The organism is Niastella vici (assembly GCF_002077945.1).
Lineage (GTDB): Bacteria > Bacteroidota > Bacteroidia > Chitinophagales > Chitinophagaceae > Niastella > Niastella vici.
Genome location: NZ_LVYD01000052.1, coordinates 41,235 through 58,705 on the forward strand (window position 1 = coordinate 41,235; position 17,471 = coordinate 58,705).

11 protein-coding genes are annotated in these 17,471 nt (G+C 47.6%); 5 read left to right on the top strand and 6 right to left on the bottom strand.

What is annotated here, in order from left to right:
* Window positions 1-131: 131 nt before the first annotated feature.
* Window positions 132-389, bottom strand: a complete 258-nt coding sequence (rpsT, locus tag A3860_RS21355) for a 30S ribosomal protein S20 (protein ID WP_081149851.1) — start codon at window positions 387-389, stop codon at window positions 132-134.
* A 313-nt stretch (window positions 390-702) separates the two neighbouring features.
* Between rpsT and A3860_RS21360 the strand changes: the two genes are divergently transcribed.
* Together A3860_RS21360 and odhB are read left to right on the top strand one after the other, a co-directional pair.
* On the top strand, window positions 703-3,456 hold the full coding sequence (locus A3860_RS21360) for a 2-oxoglutarate dehydrogenase E1 component (RefSeq protein ID WP_081149596.1): 2,754 nt from the start codon (window positions 703-705) through the stop codon (window positions 3,454-3,456).
* A gap of 27 nt (window positions 3,457-3,483) precedes the next feature.
* A complete protein-coding gene (gene odhB, locus A3860_RS21365) occupies window positions 3,484-4,722 on the top strand; it encodes a 2-oxoglutarate dehydrogenase complex dihydrolipoyllysine-residue succinyltransferase (RefSeq protein ID WP_081149599.1) in 1,239 nt (412 codons plus the stop codon).
* 152 nt (window positions 4,723-4,874) lie between these two features.
* Here odhB and A3860_RS21370 read toward each other — a convergent pair whose 3' ends face one another.
* Both A3860_RS21370 and A3860_RS21375 read right to left on the bottom strand, forming a co-directional pair.
* Window positions 4,875-5,501 carry a response regulator transcription factor gene (locus A3860_RS21370; RefSeq protein ID WP_081149601.1) on the bottom strand — a complete coding sequence of 209 codons (627 nt, stop codon included), beginning with the start codon at window positions 5,499-5,501 and terminating at the stop codon, window positions 4,875-4,877.
* 104 nt (window positions 5,502-5,605) lie between these two features.
* Window positions 5,606-8,686: a ligand-binding sensor domain-containing protein gene (locus A3860_RS21375; protein ID WP_081149604.1), complete on the bottom strand. Its 3,081-nt coding sequence runs from the start codon at window positions 8,684-8,686 to the stop codon at window positions 5,606-5,608.
* 73 nt (window positions 8,687-8,759) lie between these two features.
* Between A3860_RS21375 and A3860_RS21380 the strand changes: the two genes are divergently transcribed.
* The gene (locus A3860_RS21380) at window positions 8,760-9,998 is read left to right on the top strand and encodes an RsmB/NOP family class I SAM-dependent RNA methyltransferase (protein WP_081149606.1); all 1,239 of its coding nucleotides are present in this window, start codon (window positions 8,760-8,762) and stop codon (window positions 9,996-9,998) included.
* 6 nt (window positions 9,999-10,004) lie between these two features.
* On the opposite strand, the gene A3860_RS21385 is transcribed toward A3860_RS21380, so the two are convergent.
* The 3 genes from A3860_RS21385 to mnmA form a co-directional block, all read right to left on the bottom strand.
* A complete protein-coding gene (locus A3860_RS21385; protein WP_081149609.1) occupies window positions 10,005-11,975 on the bottom strand; it encodes a S8 family peptidase in 1,971 nt (656 codons plus the stop codon).
* Window positions 11,976-12,027: 52 nt separating this feature from the next.
* The gene (locus A3860_RS21390) at window positions 12,028-12,798 is read right to left on the bottom strand and encodes a hypothetical protein (protein ID WP_081149612.1); all 771 of its coding nucleotides are present in this window, start codon (window positions 12,796-12,798) and stop codon (window positions 12,028-12,030) included.
* A gap of 132 nt (window positions 12,799-12,930) precedes the next feature.
* Complete coding sequence (mnmA, locus tag A3860_RS21395; protein WP_081149615.1) at window positions 12,931-14,034, bottom strand: tRNA 2-thiouridine(34) synthase MnmA; 1,104 nt, start codon at window positions 14,032-14,034, stop codon at window positions 12,931-12,933.
* A gap of 189 nt (window positions 14,035-14,223) precedes the next feature.
* On the opposite strand from mnmA, the gene A3860_RS21400 reads away from it, so the two are divergent.
* Together A3860_RS21400 and A3860_RS21405 are read left to right on the top strand one after the other, a co-directional pair.
* Entirely contained in the window at window positions 14,224-16,818 is a 2,595-nt protein-coding gene (locus tag A3860_RS21400; protein ID WP_081149617.1) for a M14 metallopeptidase family protein, read from the top strand.
* Window positions 16,819-17,004: 186 nt separating this feature from the next.
* Complete coding sequence (locus tag A3860_RS21405; RefSeq protein ID WP_081149620.1) at window positions 17,005-17,454, top strand: single-stranded DNA-binding protein; 450 nt, start codon at window positions 17,005-17,007, stop codon at window positions 17,452-17,454.
* Window positions 17,455-17,471 lie beyond the last annotated feature (17 nt).

Genomic DNA, 17,471 nt, shown 5'->3' on the forward strand with positions numbered 1-17,471 from the left:
CCGGGGCCCCTGAACCAGCCACAAATAAAAAAACCTCCCGCGTGAACGGGAGGAAAAAACAAAAAAAATAATATCTTCTAATCTATTGTGTTGGCTCATTATGCTAACGCATAATTAAAAGCAAACACAACTTATTTTGCCAAGGTATTGATTTTCTTAGCCAGCTTACTTTTCAGGTTAGCGGCTTTATTCTTATGGATAATACCTCTTTTAGCTAATTTATCGATCATAGAAGCTACTTCAGGAAACTCTTTTGTAGCTTCAGCGCCAGTCTTGAGTGCTTTCAGATCACGGATGGCATTACGGGTAGTTTTACCGTAATACTTATTTCTTTCACGTCTTTTAGCAGCTTGACGCACGTCTTTTTTGGTAGCCTTATGATTTGCCATTTCGTTCCAATGTTTAAGTCCGAATAATTTTCGGGGATGCAAAGGTAGGGATTTGCACCAAAAAACGAAAAATAAAACTGGAAAAATCTTGAACCCGGTCGCCTGGCCATGAATAACAATCATTTAACCGGTCTTTTATCCACTAAATTACCATAGAATGCCCGTCCCTTGCAGGTTTTAGCGGCGGCCTGGTAATATTGCGGGCAAAAAACACAAAATCAGGGAAATTGACTTCCGTTCCTACCTTTTTTGACCGATATTTGTACCCCGATTTTAAATAACTCAATACACATTAAGTTTCAATTGCATCCTCATGAAGGATTTTTCGTATATCACCAATTCCCACCCGGCCTTTATTGAAAACCTGTATCAGGATTTCTTACAAGACCCAAACAGTGTTGATCCCGACCTTAAAAAATTTTTTGAAGGATTTGACTTTGCCGTGGGACAAGGCAAAAATGGGACAAACGGAACCGCAGTAGCCGGCGAAACGACCGGCGCCACAGAAAGTTTCGACTGGAAAAAAGAAGTGGGCGCCTACCGCCTCATTCTGGGTTACCGCAACAAAGGCCACCTCATCGCTAAAACCAACCCCATACGGCAACGGAAAGACCGTGGCGCCAATCTCGACCTCGGGTTCTATGGTTTTACCGAAGCTGACCTCGATAAAACTTTACATGCAGGCAATATGATCGGGCTGGGTACCACTACCCTGCGCAATATTCTGCAGCACATGCAGAATACCTATGCCGCCCATGTAGGTATCGAGTTCAAGTACATCAGCGAGCAGAAAAAGGTTGACTGGCTCACCAATGAAATGGAACGGAGCTTTACCAAACCATTGGCCATCAACCAGAAAAAACGCATCCTCGACAAACTCAACCAGGGTGTCATCTTCGAAAAGTTCCTCCACACCAAATATATCGGCCAAAAGCGGTTCTCCCTTGAAGGTGGCGAAACCACTATTGCCGCCCTCGACGCTATCATCACTACCGCTGCCAATAACGATGTGCAGGAAGTGGTGATCGGGATGGCGCACCGCGGCCGTTTGAACGTGCTGGCCAACATCATGGGTAAAACCTATGAGCAGATCTTCAGCGAATTTGAAGGAACCGCAACGCCCGACCAAACCATGGGCAGCGGCGACGTAAAATACCATAAAGGCTACGGCAGCGTGGTGCAAACAGCCGATAACAAGGAAGTTCACCTGAAACTGTTGCCCAACCCATCGCACCTTGAAGCCGTTGACCCGGTTGTAGTAGGTTTTGCCCGCGCAAAAGCCGATGTACTGTACAAAAGCGATTTCGACAAAATACTACCCATACTCATTCACGGTGATGCGTCAATTGCCGGACAGGGCGTTGTTTACGAAGTGCTGCAAATGAGCGACCTCGATGGCTATTACACCGGTGGTACCATTCACTTCGTGATCAATAACCAGATCGGTTTCACTACCGATTTTGAAGATGCCCGCAGCTCCGACTACTGTACTTCACTGGCAGCCATGATTCAGGCGCCGGTATTGCACGTAAACGGCGATGATGCAGAAGCGGTGATCAAATGCGTGGAAATAGCAACCCGCTACCGCCAGGAGTTCAATTCAGATGTGTTCATTGATATGGTTTGTTACCGCCGTCATGGACATAACGAAGGCGATGATCCCAAATTCACCCAGCCTCAGCTGTATGCACTCATCGAAAAACACGCCAACCCGCGTGAAGTGTATACCAACTATTTGCTCGAGAACGGGGAATCAGACGCCAAAGACCTGGCCAAGGAAATGGAGAAGAAATTCTGGGCCGACCTGCAGGAACGCCTCGATGAATTAAAGCAGAAACCACTGCCCTACTATTACCAACAGCCTGAACTGGATTGGAAGAACCTGCGTAAAGCCACTGAAGAAGACTTCGACAGATCACCTGCAACCGCGCTTAGCGAAGGCGATTTCAAAAAAGTGTTCGACGCCCTCATGAAATGGCCTGCCGATTTCAAACCATTGAAAAAGGTAGAAAAGATCATAAACGATAAAGTAAAATTATACAACGAGGAAGGCAAGGTTGACTGGGCTACCGGTGAACTGCTCGCCTATGGCAGCCTGTTGCTCGAAGGCAAGGATGTGCGTATGAGCGGACAGGATGTACGCCGCGGCACCTTCTCGCACCGCCACGCTGTACTGCGCGACGAGAACACCGACAAAGCCTACAGCCGGTTAAGCCAGATACCCGATGCCAGCGGTCAGTTCAGGATTTACAACTCCCTGCTGAGCGAATATGGTGTACTGGGTTTTGAATATGGCTATGCCATGGCAAATCCCAACTCCCTGGTATTATGGGAAGCCCAGTTCGGCGATTTCTGTAACGGCGCGCAAACCATGATCGACCAGTTCATTTCGGCCGGCGAAACAAAATGGCAACGCATGAACGGTATAACCATGTTATTGCCCCACGGTTATGAAGGACAGGGTCCTGAGCACAGCAGCGCCCGTATGGAACGCTTCCTGCAAATGTGCGCCGAAAACAATATGGTGATCACCAATATTACAACGGCCGCCAACTTATTCCATGCCCTGCGCCGCCAGCTGGCATGGCCTTTCCGCAAGCCGTTGATCAACTTCTCACCCAAAGCCAACCTGCGCCATGTAGGCTCCTATTCACCCGCACAGGAATTCCTGAGCGGCGGCTTTAAAGAAGTGATCGACGATACGTATGCAGATGATGCCAACCGGGTTCGGAAAGTATTATTCTGCACCGGTAAAGTGTATTTCGACCTCGCAGAACGTCAGCAAAAAGAGAACAAGAAAGATACCGCCATCGTACGGCTCGAACAGTTGTATCCTTTACCTGTTAAACAACTGGAAGAACTGTATCGCAAATACAGCAAAGCCACCTGGTTCTGGGTACAGGAAGAACCATTGAACATGGGCGCAGCCAGTTTCCTGCAAATGAACCTGAAGAGCATTAACTATGGTGTTATCAGCCGCCAGCCAAGCGCTGCCACGGCTACCGGTTATGCCAAAGTACATGCCCAGGAACAAGCTGAAATTATTGATACTGCCTTTTCGATTTAACACGTAAACAAGCAAGAAACGTTTTTTATGATAGATATAAAAGTTCCGACAGTTGGAGAATCCATTAGCGAGGTTACTTTATTAAAATGGGTAAAGAACAGCGGAGATTATGTTGAGCGTGACGAAGTGATCGCTGAGCTGGAAAGCGAAAAAGCCACGTTTGAAGTAAATGCCGAACAGGCAGGCGTGCTGAAACAATCAGCCCAGGAAGGCGACACCCTGAAGATCGGTGACATCCTGGCTTCTATTGATGAAACAGCTGCCAAACCCGAAAAAGCAGCCTCCAACGGAACACCGGCAAAAGAAGAAAAAGCGGAACCTAAAAAAGAGGCCCCCGCAACACAAACTTCACAAGCACCTGTAACAGCTGTATCAAACGATATCAAAGCTACACCTGTTGCTGCTGCCATCATTGCCGATAAAAAGGTAGATCCCAAATCAGTTACACCCAGCGGATTCAGCGGAAAGATCGTGAAGAACGATGTACTGGCCGCCTTATCAAATCCCGGCAGGGTAACCGGCGGTAAACCGCTGTTCGGCCGTGAAGAAAGAAAGGAAAAAATGAGCCAGCTGCGCAAGACCATCAGCCGCCGCCTGGTTGAAGCCAAGAATACCACGGCCATGCTCACCACCTTTAATGAGGTTGACATGAGCCGCATTATGGAGATCCGCAGCAAGCATAAAGACAAGTTCAAGGAAAGCCATGGGGTTAACCTCGGTTTCATGAGCTTTTTTGCCAAAGCCTGCGCCATCGCTTTACAGGAATGGCCCGCCGTTAATGCCTATATCGATGGCGACCACCTGGTTTACCACGACTACGCCGACATTTCTGTTGCCGTTTCTACACCCCGCGGGTTGACCGTTCCGGTTATCCGTAATGTAGAAAGCCTGAGCATGGCTGAAATTGAAAAGAAAGTGATTGAGCTGGCCGGTAAAGCAAGAGATAATAAATTATCAATGGATGAGCTCACCGGCGGCACCTTTACCATCACCAATGGTGGTGTGTTTGGTTCTTTAATGAGCACACCCATCATCAACCTGCCACAAAGCGCCATCCTCGGTATGCACAAGATACAGGAGCGCCCAATGGCCATAAACGGACAGGTAGTTGTTAAACCCATGATGTACCTGGCATTAAGCTACGATCACCGCATCATCGATGGCCGTGAATCAGTAAGCTTCCTGGTACGGGTGAAAGAATTGCTCGAAAATCCTGAGCTGTTGCTGTTTGGTAAAGATCCGGTGAAAGCGTTACTTGAGTTGTAATTGAAACCTGAAATAATATAGAGAAGCCTTCGCAGAGAGCGGAGGCTTTTTCTTTTAAACTCGTCAATGGTGAAAAGCTCGCGAATTTTGAATTAATGGAAAATCTCGCGCCGCCGGAGATTCATTGACCATTCACCATTGACCATTCACCTTCATACAATCCTTTCACTCAGCGCCTTTGCAATTGCTTCCTTACCGCAGTTCACATGCAGTTTCTGGTAAATATTCTTCAGGTGCGAACGAACTGTATCGAAGGCCAGTTTCATTTCAGCAGCAATGATCTTGATGCTATAGCCCTTTATAAGCCATTGCAGCACCTCTATTTCGCGGGGCGACAAATTATACTTATTGGAAGTTGCCTTTACCTGAAATGTGTTCAACACCTTACGCGCAATCACCGGGCTCATGGGCGCGCCGCCTTCCAGCACTTCCTGTATGGCATCGAACAACCGGGCCGGGGGCGTTTTCTTGAGCAGGTACCCATTGGCGCCGGCGCACAAACATTCGAAAAGCTTTTCATCATCCTCAAAAACCGTATACATGATCACCGAGGTTTGCGGGCGCGATTCCTTGATCCACTGCACGCCTTTTATGCCATTATCGCCCGGCATGTCGATGTCCATCAGCACCACATCGGGCTCGTACACCCTGGCAATATTGGCCGCATCGGTACACTGGTTATAATCCCCCACCACATCGTACCCATTCATCTTTAGCAGATAGGCCAAAGACTCACGCAACCGGTCATTATCTTCAAATAATACGATCTTTATAGGCATATACAAATGTAACTATGTTATACAACTTAAGGGTATCGCTCATTAGGGGGAGTTTGTTAGTTCATGAGTTTACTCAACAACTTAATAACTCAAAAACTAACGAACTAAGAAAGCGGAAAATGAACCCGGGTTTCTGTCCCCTTTCCCGGCACTGATGACAACGCGATGTGACCGTTCCACTTTTCTATCCGGTTACGAATGTTCTTGATGCCGTTGCGATGGGTAGCGGTATTGATATCGAATCCTTTGCCATCGTCCTGGATAACCAGGTGCAACCGGCTTTTCTCAATCCATACTTTTATTTCAACATGTTTTGCATTGGCATGCTTGTAAATATTATTGATGGCCTCCTTAAAGATCAGAAAAATATCGCGCCGCTGTTCCATATTCAGCTTATACTTTTCGAACTGTTCATCGAGCTGCAGGGTATAGGTAATATTGGCAGCGTCAAATACTTCCGCCGCATACCGGCGCATACGCGCTACGGTTTGCTCCAGCGTATCGTTCTTGGTGTTGATGCTCCATACAATATCATCCAGGGCCTGGCTCGAATTATGCACTTCTTCAGCAATGCGGTCGAGGAAGGTGCCCGCGTCTTCCTTTTGCAGCAGCTTCTTTTTACTTAGCTCAGACAGGATGCTGATATTGGTGAGTGTAGTGCCTATATCGTCGTGCAGATCGGTAGCTATGCGGTTGCGAACCTTTTGCAAACGCAATAGCTGGTTAATGCGGTACCGGTAAACGGCATACAGTAAACCCGCCAGTGCCAGCACACACAACAAAACAAACCAGGGCGTACGCCAGAAGGGCGGATCAATAATGATGGTGAGCAGGGTTACCGGACTGTTCTCAGGCAACTGCATGGCCGCTTTTACCTTGAACACATACCGGCCCGGCGGCAGGTTGGTATAGGCCACATAATTTCTGTTGCCCGCATCGATCCATTTGGTATCGTAGCCCGAAAGCTGATAATAATAGTTGAACCGGCGGGGCGAAACAAAATCAAGTGCGGCAAAATTGAAAGAGACCGCATTCTGGCTATACGGCAGGCGCAGGAATTTCTTATATGCCATACCGGTATCGCTCAACAACGGCTGATTGTTCACCATCGCCTGGGTGATCACCACCCGTGCCGGCTGGTTAAGCAACGCAATTTGATCTGGTTGAAAAATAGTAAGTCCATTGATGCCGCCAAACAAAAACCGGCCATCGGCTGCCTTGTGATACGCGCCGGTATTGAACTCATTGCTTTGCAATCCGTCTTCTGCCAAAAAAGTGGTAAACGCAGAACGGTTAACCTGGCCCAGATTGCCAGGCGATACAAAACGGCAAATGCCTTTGTTGGTGCTTATCCATACATGCCCCAGCTCATCGCACAACATACCATATACCGTGTTATTGGGCAATCCCTGTTCATCGTTGATGACATGCGTTTCACCGGTATTGAGGTTACAGGCTACCATGCCCCGGCCCAGCGTACCGATCCATAAGACAGGCTGCCGGTACCAGCAGCATTTGAAAATGGTTTCCTTCGCCATCATACCATCGAGCGTAGCGTTGGGCCTGGTAAATAAGCGGCCCGTTTTTGTTTGCAGGAACTGGATCCCTCTTTTCTCGAACCCTATACAAAGCGTGGTATCATTGATAAGGGTTAAAAAGCGCACATTATTCTCCAACGTACGGTAGCCCGCCTCACCGCTGGTATTGTAATTCTTTATAAGTCCTTTTTGTTTATCCATGAGGCAAAGCCCGCCGTTGCGGGTGCCGGCCCATACCTGGTTGTTGGGCGCCGGCAACATACACCAGATGGTATGATCGGGAATATGCTGTACCCCTTCCCCATCGGGGAAAAACCGGGTCTTTATTTTTTTGGTGACTGCATCAACCACCAGCAAGCCATTGCCTTGTGTACCCACCCATATATCGCCCTGCGCATCGGTGAACAGCGATACCACCCGGTCGTAATTGCCCTGCGCCCAGGGCGCCGGTGGGTAATGGAATGTTTCGAAGGCATTATTTCGGATGTTGGCAAAGGTGAGCCCACTATTACTGGTGCCTATCCATACATTCCCTTTTTGATCGGTGGTAATGGCCCGCACCTGTTCAATGGAAATGCTTTGCGGTACATTATTACTGGTAAGCATTGCAAAATTATTCAGGCGCTTGTCATAATGACTTACACCGCCGCCATCGGTGCCGATCCAGATACCGCCCTGTTTATCTTCTTTAATACTCAGGATATCGTTATAACTTATGGAGAACGGATCTTTTTTATTGACCAGGTAGTGTGTGATGGTAGCTTTGGCGGGGTTGATCAAATACAACCCATTGCCATAGGTGCCCACCCATATTTGACCATCTGCATCTGCTTTTACCGATTCAATCACCAGGTTGCCTGGTAAATTGTTCTGGCCGCCATAACCGGTAAAGGGGACAAAATCAAAATTTTGCCCTTTTTGCATATAAAGTCCTTTACCATATGTTCCTATCCACAGCGTTTTGGCTGTATCTTCATCCATAACACTAAATGGAATACCTTCTTTCATGGGCGACATAGAACCCATCAACCCGTTTGATAACGGAACAAGTATTGTATACCCGTTGTTTGTTAACACCCATATTCCTTTTTGGCTGTCCTGAAAAATGTACAGAATTGAACTTCGTTGGTTCCGGCCGAAATCATCAACGTTTACATGATCAACCACTTTATTTTTTGCAACATCATATTTATACAACCCATCATTTTCCGTTCCAATCCACAGTATATTTTTTTTATCCGGGAGCAAACTGGTCACCGGCGGCGGCACCATACTATCGGCGCCGATGGTACGAATGGGTGTGAATTTCTCATTATACAGATCCAACTTTTCGAGCCTGCCGCCACTGGTGATCAGCCACAGGGTGTTGTTTCGCCCGTTCACGATCTTGCCCAACCGGCTGCCGGTGGTAGTGGTAATATCATCGAAGTTCTTTTTGAAGATCACCAGTTCGCGTCCATCGTAGCGGTTCAGCCCATCCTGCGTGGCCAGCCATAAAAAACCGGCATCATCGGTGGCAACATCCACCACGCTGCTTTGGGAAAGCCCTTCATTGATGCTCATATTCCGGAAAGAAAAAGGAACAGCCTGGCCTTCTGCAAACAAATGCCATAAAAGCATCGATACTATAAAAAGCCATGTACGCATTCCAGGGAAGTATTGAAGATCAAGTTATTATTTTTTTGGGAAAGAACCGGTGGTGAATGGTAACTTGCGCCTTATGAAATACTTCTCCCATTTGAACACCGCTGTGCAGTTGCTGCAACAATACAACGGCAGCCAACCGTTCGGGAGTTTTATTAAACAATTCTTCAGCCAGCATAAGAAATACGGGTCAAAAGACCGCAAGAATATTTCCCAGTTATGTTATGCATTCTTTCGCCTGGGCAAGGCATTGCCGCAACTGCCGGCAGAAGAACGCATCGTCACAGCACTGTTCTTTTGCAGCCACGAACCCAATGAACTGCTGCAACACCTGAAACCGGCATGGAACGAAAAAACGCGCTTACCGTTACCTGAAAAAATACAGGTCTTTAATGATGACCAGGGTGCAGCCGGACAAATATTGACCATGTATGACCTGTTTCCCTGGCGCGAAGCCTTAAGCGATGACATAAACTATGAACATTTCTGCGTTTCCTTTTTCACCCAACCCGATCTGTTTTTGCGGGTACGCGCGGGTGCAGGAGCAACCGTAAAAGGGAAACTGCAACAGGCAGGCATTCCCTTCGGCGAACCAGGTGCTTCCTGTGTGGCCTTACCCAATGCATCGAAGATCGATGGAGTGATTGAAATAGATAAAGAAGCAGTGATACAGGACTTTAGCTCGCAAAGGATTGGGGAGTTAATGGAGTATATACGCGATTCAATAGAACGCCCCTCGACTACGCTTGGGGCCCGCGGTTCCGCCCCTTCCACTTCGCCCAAAGCGCTCAGGATCTGGGATGCCTGCGCAGCCAGCGGCGGTAAATCTATTCTGGCCCATGATATCTTTCCGAAGATCGACCTCACGGTGACGGATGTAAGAAAATCGATCCTTTTTAATCTGGAGAAGCGTTTTGCTGCAGCAGGCATCAGGCATTATCATTCCTATGTAGCAGACCTTTCCTCTTCTATGCTTCCGGGCGAACATCCATTATTCGATATCATCATCACCGACGTGCCCTGCACCGGTTCCGGCACCTGGAGCCGTACACCCGAGCAATTGTATTATTTCGATCCGCAACAAATAGAAAAGTACAGCAACCTGCAAAAAAAGATCGTCAGCAATGCCATTCCCCACCTGAAGCCGGGCGGCTTTTTTTTGTATTGTACCTGTTCGGTATTCAGAAAAGAAAATGAGGAAGTACTTCAGTTCATCCAGGAACAGCATTCGCTGCAACTGTTACGCTCAACCTTGCTGACTGGTTATGATCAAAAGGCAGACACCTTATTTGGAGCGGTATTTCAAAAACAATAAGCAGGCTTATTTCTTCAACACCTTACGGTTGTAGATGCGTTTGGTATTGTTGTACAATGCAACATCATAAATACCGGCGTTCCAGCTGGCTGTTTGCACGGTTGTGCTATAATAGCCGGCCGGCTTATCAGCTTTTTTCGAATATACAATACGGCCCATCATATCAGTTATCTGGATACCCATATTGGCGATCGCTTCCGGTAAATTAACCACTACCTGCAACTGCTGATTGAAGGGGCTGGGCAGGGCCATTAACGTATTATCGGGAAAACAAACTGTGTTAACCGTCTGTTGCAGGTTGGCTATTTCAACAGCCGTATCGGCCGACCGTATGGTTTGTACAATACGGTACTGAATAATTCCGGCGCCTGCTGCGCGTAAGGTATCGTTATAAATATAACTGTTCGCTTTAAATGACAGGGAGGAAGAATTGATCTGATTAACGGTTGAAAAACCGGCCTCGCCTGGCAATTGCCGTTGCAGGGTATACACCGAGCTGGTATCGTCCCTGCTCTTCCAGTTTATGGTAACTACGCAATTGTTTATTGAAGTGCCGGCCGACGCAGATCTTTTGATCAACAGGGCCACCCCTCTTTTGAAATTGGGAAGGCCATAGCCGAACCGGAAATCAGGATTGGTGTATTTGCTGGCGCTTTGTTGAATGGCGTCGATGATCTGCATATTACCGAATTCGGGGAACATCTGCCATAAACAGGCTGTCATGCCGGCCATGAGCGGACAGGCATAGGAAGTACCGCTGCCCGTAGTAGGATTACCCGTTGTTAAGGTGGAGATCACGGCGTTTTGCCCAACAGATACTACATTCGGTTTTAGCAGTCCGGCCCCGTTAGGTCCCCAGCTGCTCGATGACGCAATATTCTGGTTTATATCAATTGACCCTATTGTGAACACGCTATCGCCATCGGCCGGGCAGCCCACATATTTCGTGTCGGTTGAACTGCCACCACTGTTACCCGCAGCCACTACTACCAGTATACCCTTCTTTGCAGCCAAATCGGCCGCGATGGTGATCATAGCCGTATTGCCATTGCGTTGTGCGTAAGCATGATTGAAAACAGAATTATCGAAATCAGTATAACCAAGGGAGCTGGAGATCATATCGACCCCGGCGCTATCGGCAAATTCAGCCGCTACCGCCCAGTTTTGTTCTTCAACCGGGTATTCGCTGCTCACGTCTTCTGTACGCAACAGCCAATAACTGGCATGTGGCGCCGAACCTATCAGCACACCCGGCCGGTTACTGGCCAGTAAGGAGAACACATAGGCGCCATGCGAATAATCTTCATTTACACTGGCTTCATTATTTACATAATCCCAGGTGCCCAGCACCCGGCCCTGCAACCGCACACTGTCAAAAGCGGGGTTTACGAGATAGTTATTAAAGCCCGCATCGAGTACGGCAATGGTCATGCCCCGGCCCGTAAAGCCAAGCTTATGCATGTAATCGCCGTTAAAGAGATGTATCTGGTTGTACATGCTGCCATAATCCGCGGCAGTATAGGTAGTGGTACCGAAAGACTGTTTAACCGAAACGGGCGATTGGCCGCTTTCATTTGGCTGTTCGGTCGAGAGTATATGTCTTGTACTGCTGCGGGGCGCAATACCGTTCGACTTTTTTACAAAAGGCAATGCATTGATGGTGGCAATGGCATTGGCGTCGGAGGTTTTAATAAGCACCTGGTTCAGCCATTTGGAAGTATTCAAAATGGTCACATTGGGAACATTGCGAATGCTTTCGAGATAAGCGGGGTTTACCGGCAGGTCGGTTGAATCAAGGAGGATATTCTGGTTGATCCTGCGGGTAATTGATTTCGGTGATAAATAGGCAGCTGGCGAAGAAAGCGTATAAGGCGTTCCATTTTTATCGGTAAACTGAACTATATATCGGGTAAACTGAGCTTGCGTAATACCGGTAATTACCGTCAATCCTATTATCAGCGTAACTATTTTATTCATGGAAGGTTATCGTTTTGGTAAGGATCCCATGCCTAACCGGAGATGTGCCCGGTTAATTATGATCAATAATAGTCATTTTCACGCCAAATCCATGCCGGTAACCAGAAACATTGGTGGGCGGTTGGTATTCCCACAGTTCCACTTCTTTATAAACAAGGCCTATTCCTTTTGCATATTTTTCAATCCAATATGATTTGGAAGCAGGTACGGTTACCTGAATGGGCAAATTGGTTGAATCGGCTATCTGTAAAACAGAAATGGTGCTGTCGTAATTCTTGTTATTCAGCGTAAGGCTGGCGCCAATATCCTGGTAGGTATAATCCCATTTCTGAATATCTTCATCGTTGCTGAAATCGTACAGGTCCTGGTAAGGGTTATCGGGTAAATAGCCATTACCCCGCCAGGTATGCCCATCCGTTACAGGGGTGGTAAGCTTTATGTACCGGAAATTGCTCTCACTCACTTCAACCTGTTGGTGCGAGGGGATCACCATATAGGTCATTATCGGCCTCCAGTCGTTTTCGTTGGTACTGTTGACACCACGCAGGTACCTTATAATTCGCCAGCCGCTGCGGCCCAGGTTATCGGTAGCGGGCCCTTCCACCATATCTTTTGCCTGGTACGACACAATGGTATCTTTTTGCCCGTAATTGGTGAACCCCAGGGAATCGTACCGGTAGGTGATGTATTTACCGGTTTGCAGATTCATATAATCTTCCAGTGCTATGGAGGAAAAACTATCATCTTTCTTATCGCAACCGGCAACCAGAAAACTTACAACCAGCACACCGGCGGCAATTATGGAGATAAAACATTTCTTCATACAATGATTTGTAAAACAGCGACTTTGTTACAGGACAACCTTAGGGGTTATTTAGTTGCTTTATAAAAGAACCGTCCCGGCAAAACCGGGACGGTTGGTAACGTTCTATAATATTTATTTATTGCCTGAGAATCAGGCTATTTGTCCGCGCTGAATTACCCCGCCGCCGATCACATCATCGCCTTCATAAAAAACCGCGCTTTGGCCGGGGGCAATGCCTTTGGCATAATGGGAGAACTGTACCCGTACGCCATTATCCTGGTTAAACAGGGTGGCCAGTGCCCCTTTATCTTTATAACGGATCTTGGTAAGTGCTTCCAGCCCGTCGGTTATACCTTCGTATTTTATCCAGTTTATCTTGTTCACCAGCATATCCTGGCGGTTCAGGTCATCTTCTTCGCCCAGCATCACGGTATTGGTTTCGGGTATAATGTTGGTTACATAAACCGGTTTGCCAAAAGTGATATCGAGGCCCTTCCGTTGCCCGATGGTATAAAAAGGATAGCCTTTATGTTTTCCCAACACCTTACCGGTTTTGTCAACAAAATTGCCACCCAGTACTTTTTCTTCCAGCCCTTCTACCCTTCTTTTCAAAAAGCCCCGGTAATCGTTATCGGGTACGAAGCAGATCTCATAGCTTTCGCTCTTTTTTGCCAGTTCGGGATAGCCGTAATCGAGCGCCATTTGGCGGATCTCGGTCTTATGATAGGTACCCAGTGGTAACAGGGTACGGCTCAACAGGTCCTGCTGTAAACCCCATAGTACATAGCTCTGGTCCTTGGTTTCGTCGGCTCCCTTGCTGATGTAAAAACGGCCATTGTTATGCTGATGCACATTGGCATAATGGCCGGTGGCAATATAATCGCAGCCCAGCGCATCGGCCCGCTTTAACAGCGCCCGCCATTTGATATGGGTATTGCACATAACGCAGGGATTGGGGGTGCGGCCAGCCAGGTATTCTTCTACAAAATTCTCGATCACAAAATCGCCGAACTCATCCCGTATATCGAGGATATAATGCGGGAACCCATGCTGCACCGCAGCCATGCGCGCATCATTGAAAGAATCGATATTACAACAGCCGGTTTCTTTTTTACTGCCGCCACTGGCAGCGTAATCCCATGTTTTCATGGTAATACCCACCACTTCATATCCCTGATCATTGAGCATCAGGGCCGTAACGGTACTGTCGATACCGCCGCTCATTGCCACCAAAACTTTTCCTTTCCGGCTCATATCATAATAAAAATTAGCGTGCAAAGATAATCTGGATTTCTGATTTCGGGATTTAGAGATTTAGAGATTACCTATTGCTCAGCAGTTCAACTAATTGCGAAATCCCAAAATCCCGAAATCCCGAAATCTCAAAATTTGTGTCTTATCTTCCCGGGCTAAACCTAATCAAACCACAAACGTAGAGTCATTATGAGAAGACCCGATTTCAACAATCGTGCATGGGCGATTGTTCCCCTGTTTTTATTTATTTTCTTCCCCTCCACGGCCCAGGACCTTAGCTATTATCTTCCCGACAGCGTAACGTACAACCCGGCCATTCCCAAACCAAAAGAGATCATTTACCATGAACCCGGCGAATGGCATGTTACCCACGACCGGCTGGTGAATTATATGCAGGCCATTGCAAAGGCGGCGCCCGACCGGGTAAAGCTGGAGTTGATGGGATTTTCGTATGAAAGCCGGCCGCAGGTGTTGCTGATCATTACTTCGCCCAAAAACCTTCAACGGCTGGAAGAGATCCGGGAGCAGCATATTCAGTTAAGCGACCCGCGCCGTTCAGCCGGTCTCGATATAGAACATATGCCCATCGTGGTATACATTGGTCATAGCATTCATGGCAATGAATCGAGCGGGGCCAATGCCGCCCTGGTAAGCGCCTATTACCTGGCGGCGGCCCAGGGAAAACAAATTGATGAGTTACTGGAAAATACGGTGATCCTTTTTGACCCTTCCTTTAACCCCGATGGATTGCAACGCTTCAGTACCTGGGTGAACCAGCATAAAAGCAAGAACCTGGTCACTGATCCGGATAGCCGCGAATTCAATGAAGTATGGCCCGGCGGCCGGTTCAACCATTACTGGTTCGATTTGAACCGCGACTGGCTGCCACTGGTACATGTTGAAAGCCGGAACCGCTTGCAATGGTTCCACAAATGGAAACCCAATATTTTAACCGATCACCATGAACAGAGCAGCAACGCCACCTTCTTTTTTCAGCCCGGCGTGCCATCGCGGGTGAATCCATTAACGCCAGCTGGCAACCAGGAGCTTACCGGCAAACTCGCTGCATACCATTCGGCCTTTCTTGACCGTATTGGTTCCCTGTATTTTACGCGTGAGAATTATGATGACTTTTATTATGGTAAAGGGTCTACCTACCCCGACATCAATGGCGCCATTGGAATTTTGTTTGAACAGGCCTCTTCGCGCGGGCATGCACAGCAAACAGAGAACGGCATTTTGCGTTTCCCCTTCACCATCAAAAATCAATTCACCACTACGCTCAGCACCCTCGAAGGTGCCAAAGTCCTGCGTAAGGAATTTCTGGCCTATCAACGCGATTTTTATAAGAACGCGCTGGTTGAAGCAGCGGTCGCACCGGTAAAAGGATATGTATTCGGAAGCGTTCGCGATAAGAACAAGACTGCGTTGTTTGTTGACCTGTTACGCCGCCAGCAGATCGATGTATATGAACTGAACACGGCCCTGCAGGCAGAAGGGTTTTCGTTTGAAAAAGGCAATGCATTTGTAGTGCCCGCCAATCAAACCCAATACAAAGTGATCAGGGCGATCTTTGATAAAACGCTCAACTATAAAGACAGTTTGTTTTACGACATTACCGCCTGGACGTTGCCGCTGGCTTTTGGCCTGCCTTATGCAGAATTGAATGCCACCCGTTTTAATACCGCGTTGATGGGCGCAAAAATTGATAAAGCGGTTCTACCCACCGGCACTGTATCGGGTGGGAAAAGCCAGTATGCCTATCTGTTTGAGTGGGATGAATATTATGCACCACGTGCGCTATACGCCTTGCAGCAAGCCGGCGTTTTGACCCGCGCCGCCACCAATACATTTGATATACCCACCCATGATGGCGACCGGACATTCAATTACGGCACTATTTGTATTCCGGTAAAACTGCAGCAAATGGATGCCGACAAATTGTATCAGCAGATGCAACAGGTAGCCGCACAAAACGGCATTACCATTTATGCCATCAATACCGCCAATGCGATCAGCGGCAGTGATTTGGGCAGTCCGAAAATGCGGCCGCTTGTACAACCGGCCATTGCCATGCTTACCGGAACGGGCGTGAACCCAACTGATGCCGGTGAGATCTGGTTTATGCTCGACCAGCAGTTTAATATGCCATCTACACACCTGGAAGTGCCCGTCTTCAACCGCGCCGATCTGAGCAAATACAACACGCTGATCATGGTGAGCGGTTCGTATAATAACCTCGACAAAGAGAAGCTGCGCAACTGGATACAGGCCGGCGGCACTTTTATTGTTACGGAAGAAGCGGTACAATGGGCCGCGCAAAACGGGTTCACCAATATTACATTTAAAAAGGCCAAAGAAGATACGAGCAAACAGATCGCTTATTCGGAACGCGATTACCGCACCGGTGCGCAAAGAATGAATGGCGCTATTTTCAGGGCCATCACCGATTTAAGCCATCCATTGGCTTACGGCTATAATTATCCGTACGTTGATCTGTTCAAGGCCAACACGGTGTATCCTGAGCGGAATAAAAATCCGTATTCCAATCCGTTTGTGTATGGCGACAAGCCTTTGCAAAGTGGATTTGTAACCAAAGAGAATTATGATGCCATTAAAAACTCCGCAGCGGTGCTGGTAAATACGTTGGGGAATGGGCGGGTGATCTCCATTGCCGACAATCCCAATTTCAGAGCGTTTTGGCTGGGCGGAACGAAGTTGTTTATGAATGCGATATTTTTTGGAAGATTGATAGAATTGGGATCGGGAAAGAATGAAAAATAATTTTCTAATAGGCTAATAGAAAGGCATCTACGAAACCCAGGATTGTGTAGCAGGTACAAAATCATATCTGGGGAAGAGACTTAGCAAGAATTTTTCCCCACGCTTAAACACCCTGTTGCCACTAATGCGGGAAACCGTAAATTGCCCCACAAACAATATTTAAGTACGAAGCTAAATTTATTAAGTATGATCAAGTTACAAGTAATCGGCAACCTGGGTAAAGATTGTGTTACCAACAATGTGAATGGAAAAACAGTAATGAATTTTACGGTAGCCCATACAGAAAGATTTCGTGATGCCCAGGGGAACCAGAAAGACAAGACCATTTGGGTGGATTGTGCTTACTGGAGTGACCGTACAGGCATTGCGCCATATTTGCGCAAAGGCACACAGGTGTATGTAGAAGGAAATCCAGAATTAAGAACATTTACTAAGCAAGATGGTACATATGGCGCTTCGTTGACGCTGCGGGTAATATCGATTCAATTATTAGGTGGTCGTCCTGAAGGTGGTAGCGGCGGAAGTGATTTTAGCGGCGGCAATCAATATTCAGCACCAGCGGCGCCTAAAGCAGGCGCTAATGTTTCATCGGGCGGCGGTGGCTTCAATGAGCCGGTTGATGATCTGCCGTTCTAACTTAAGAATAGAGTCGC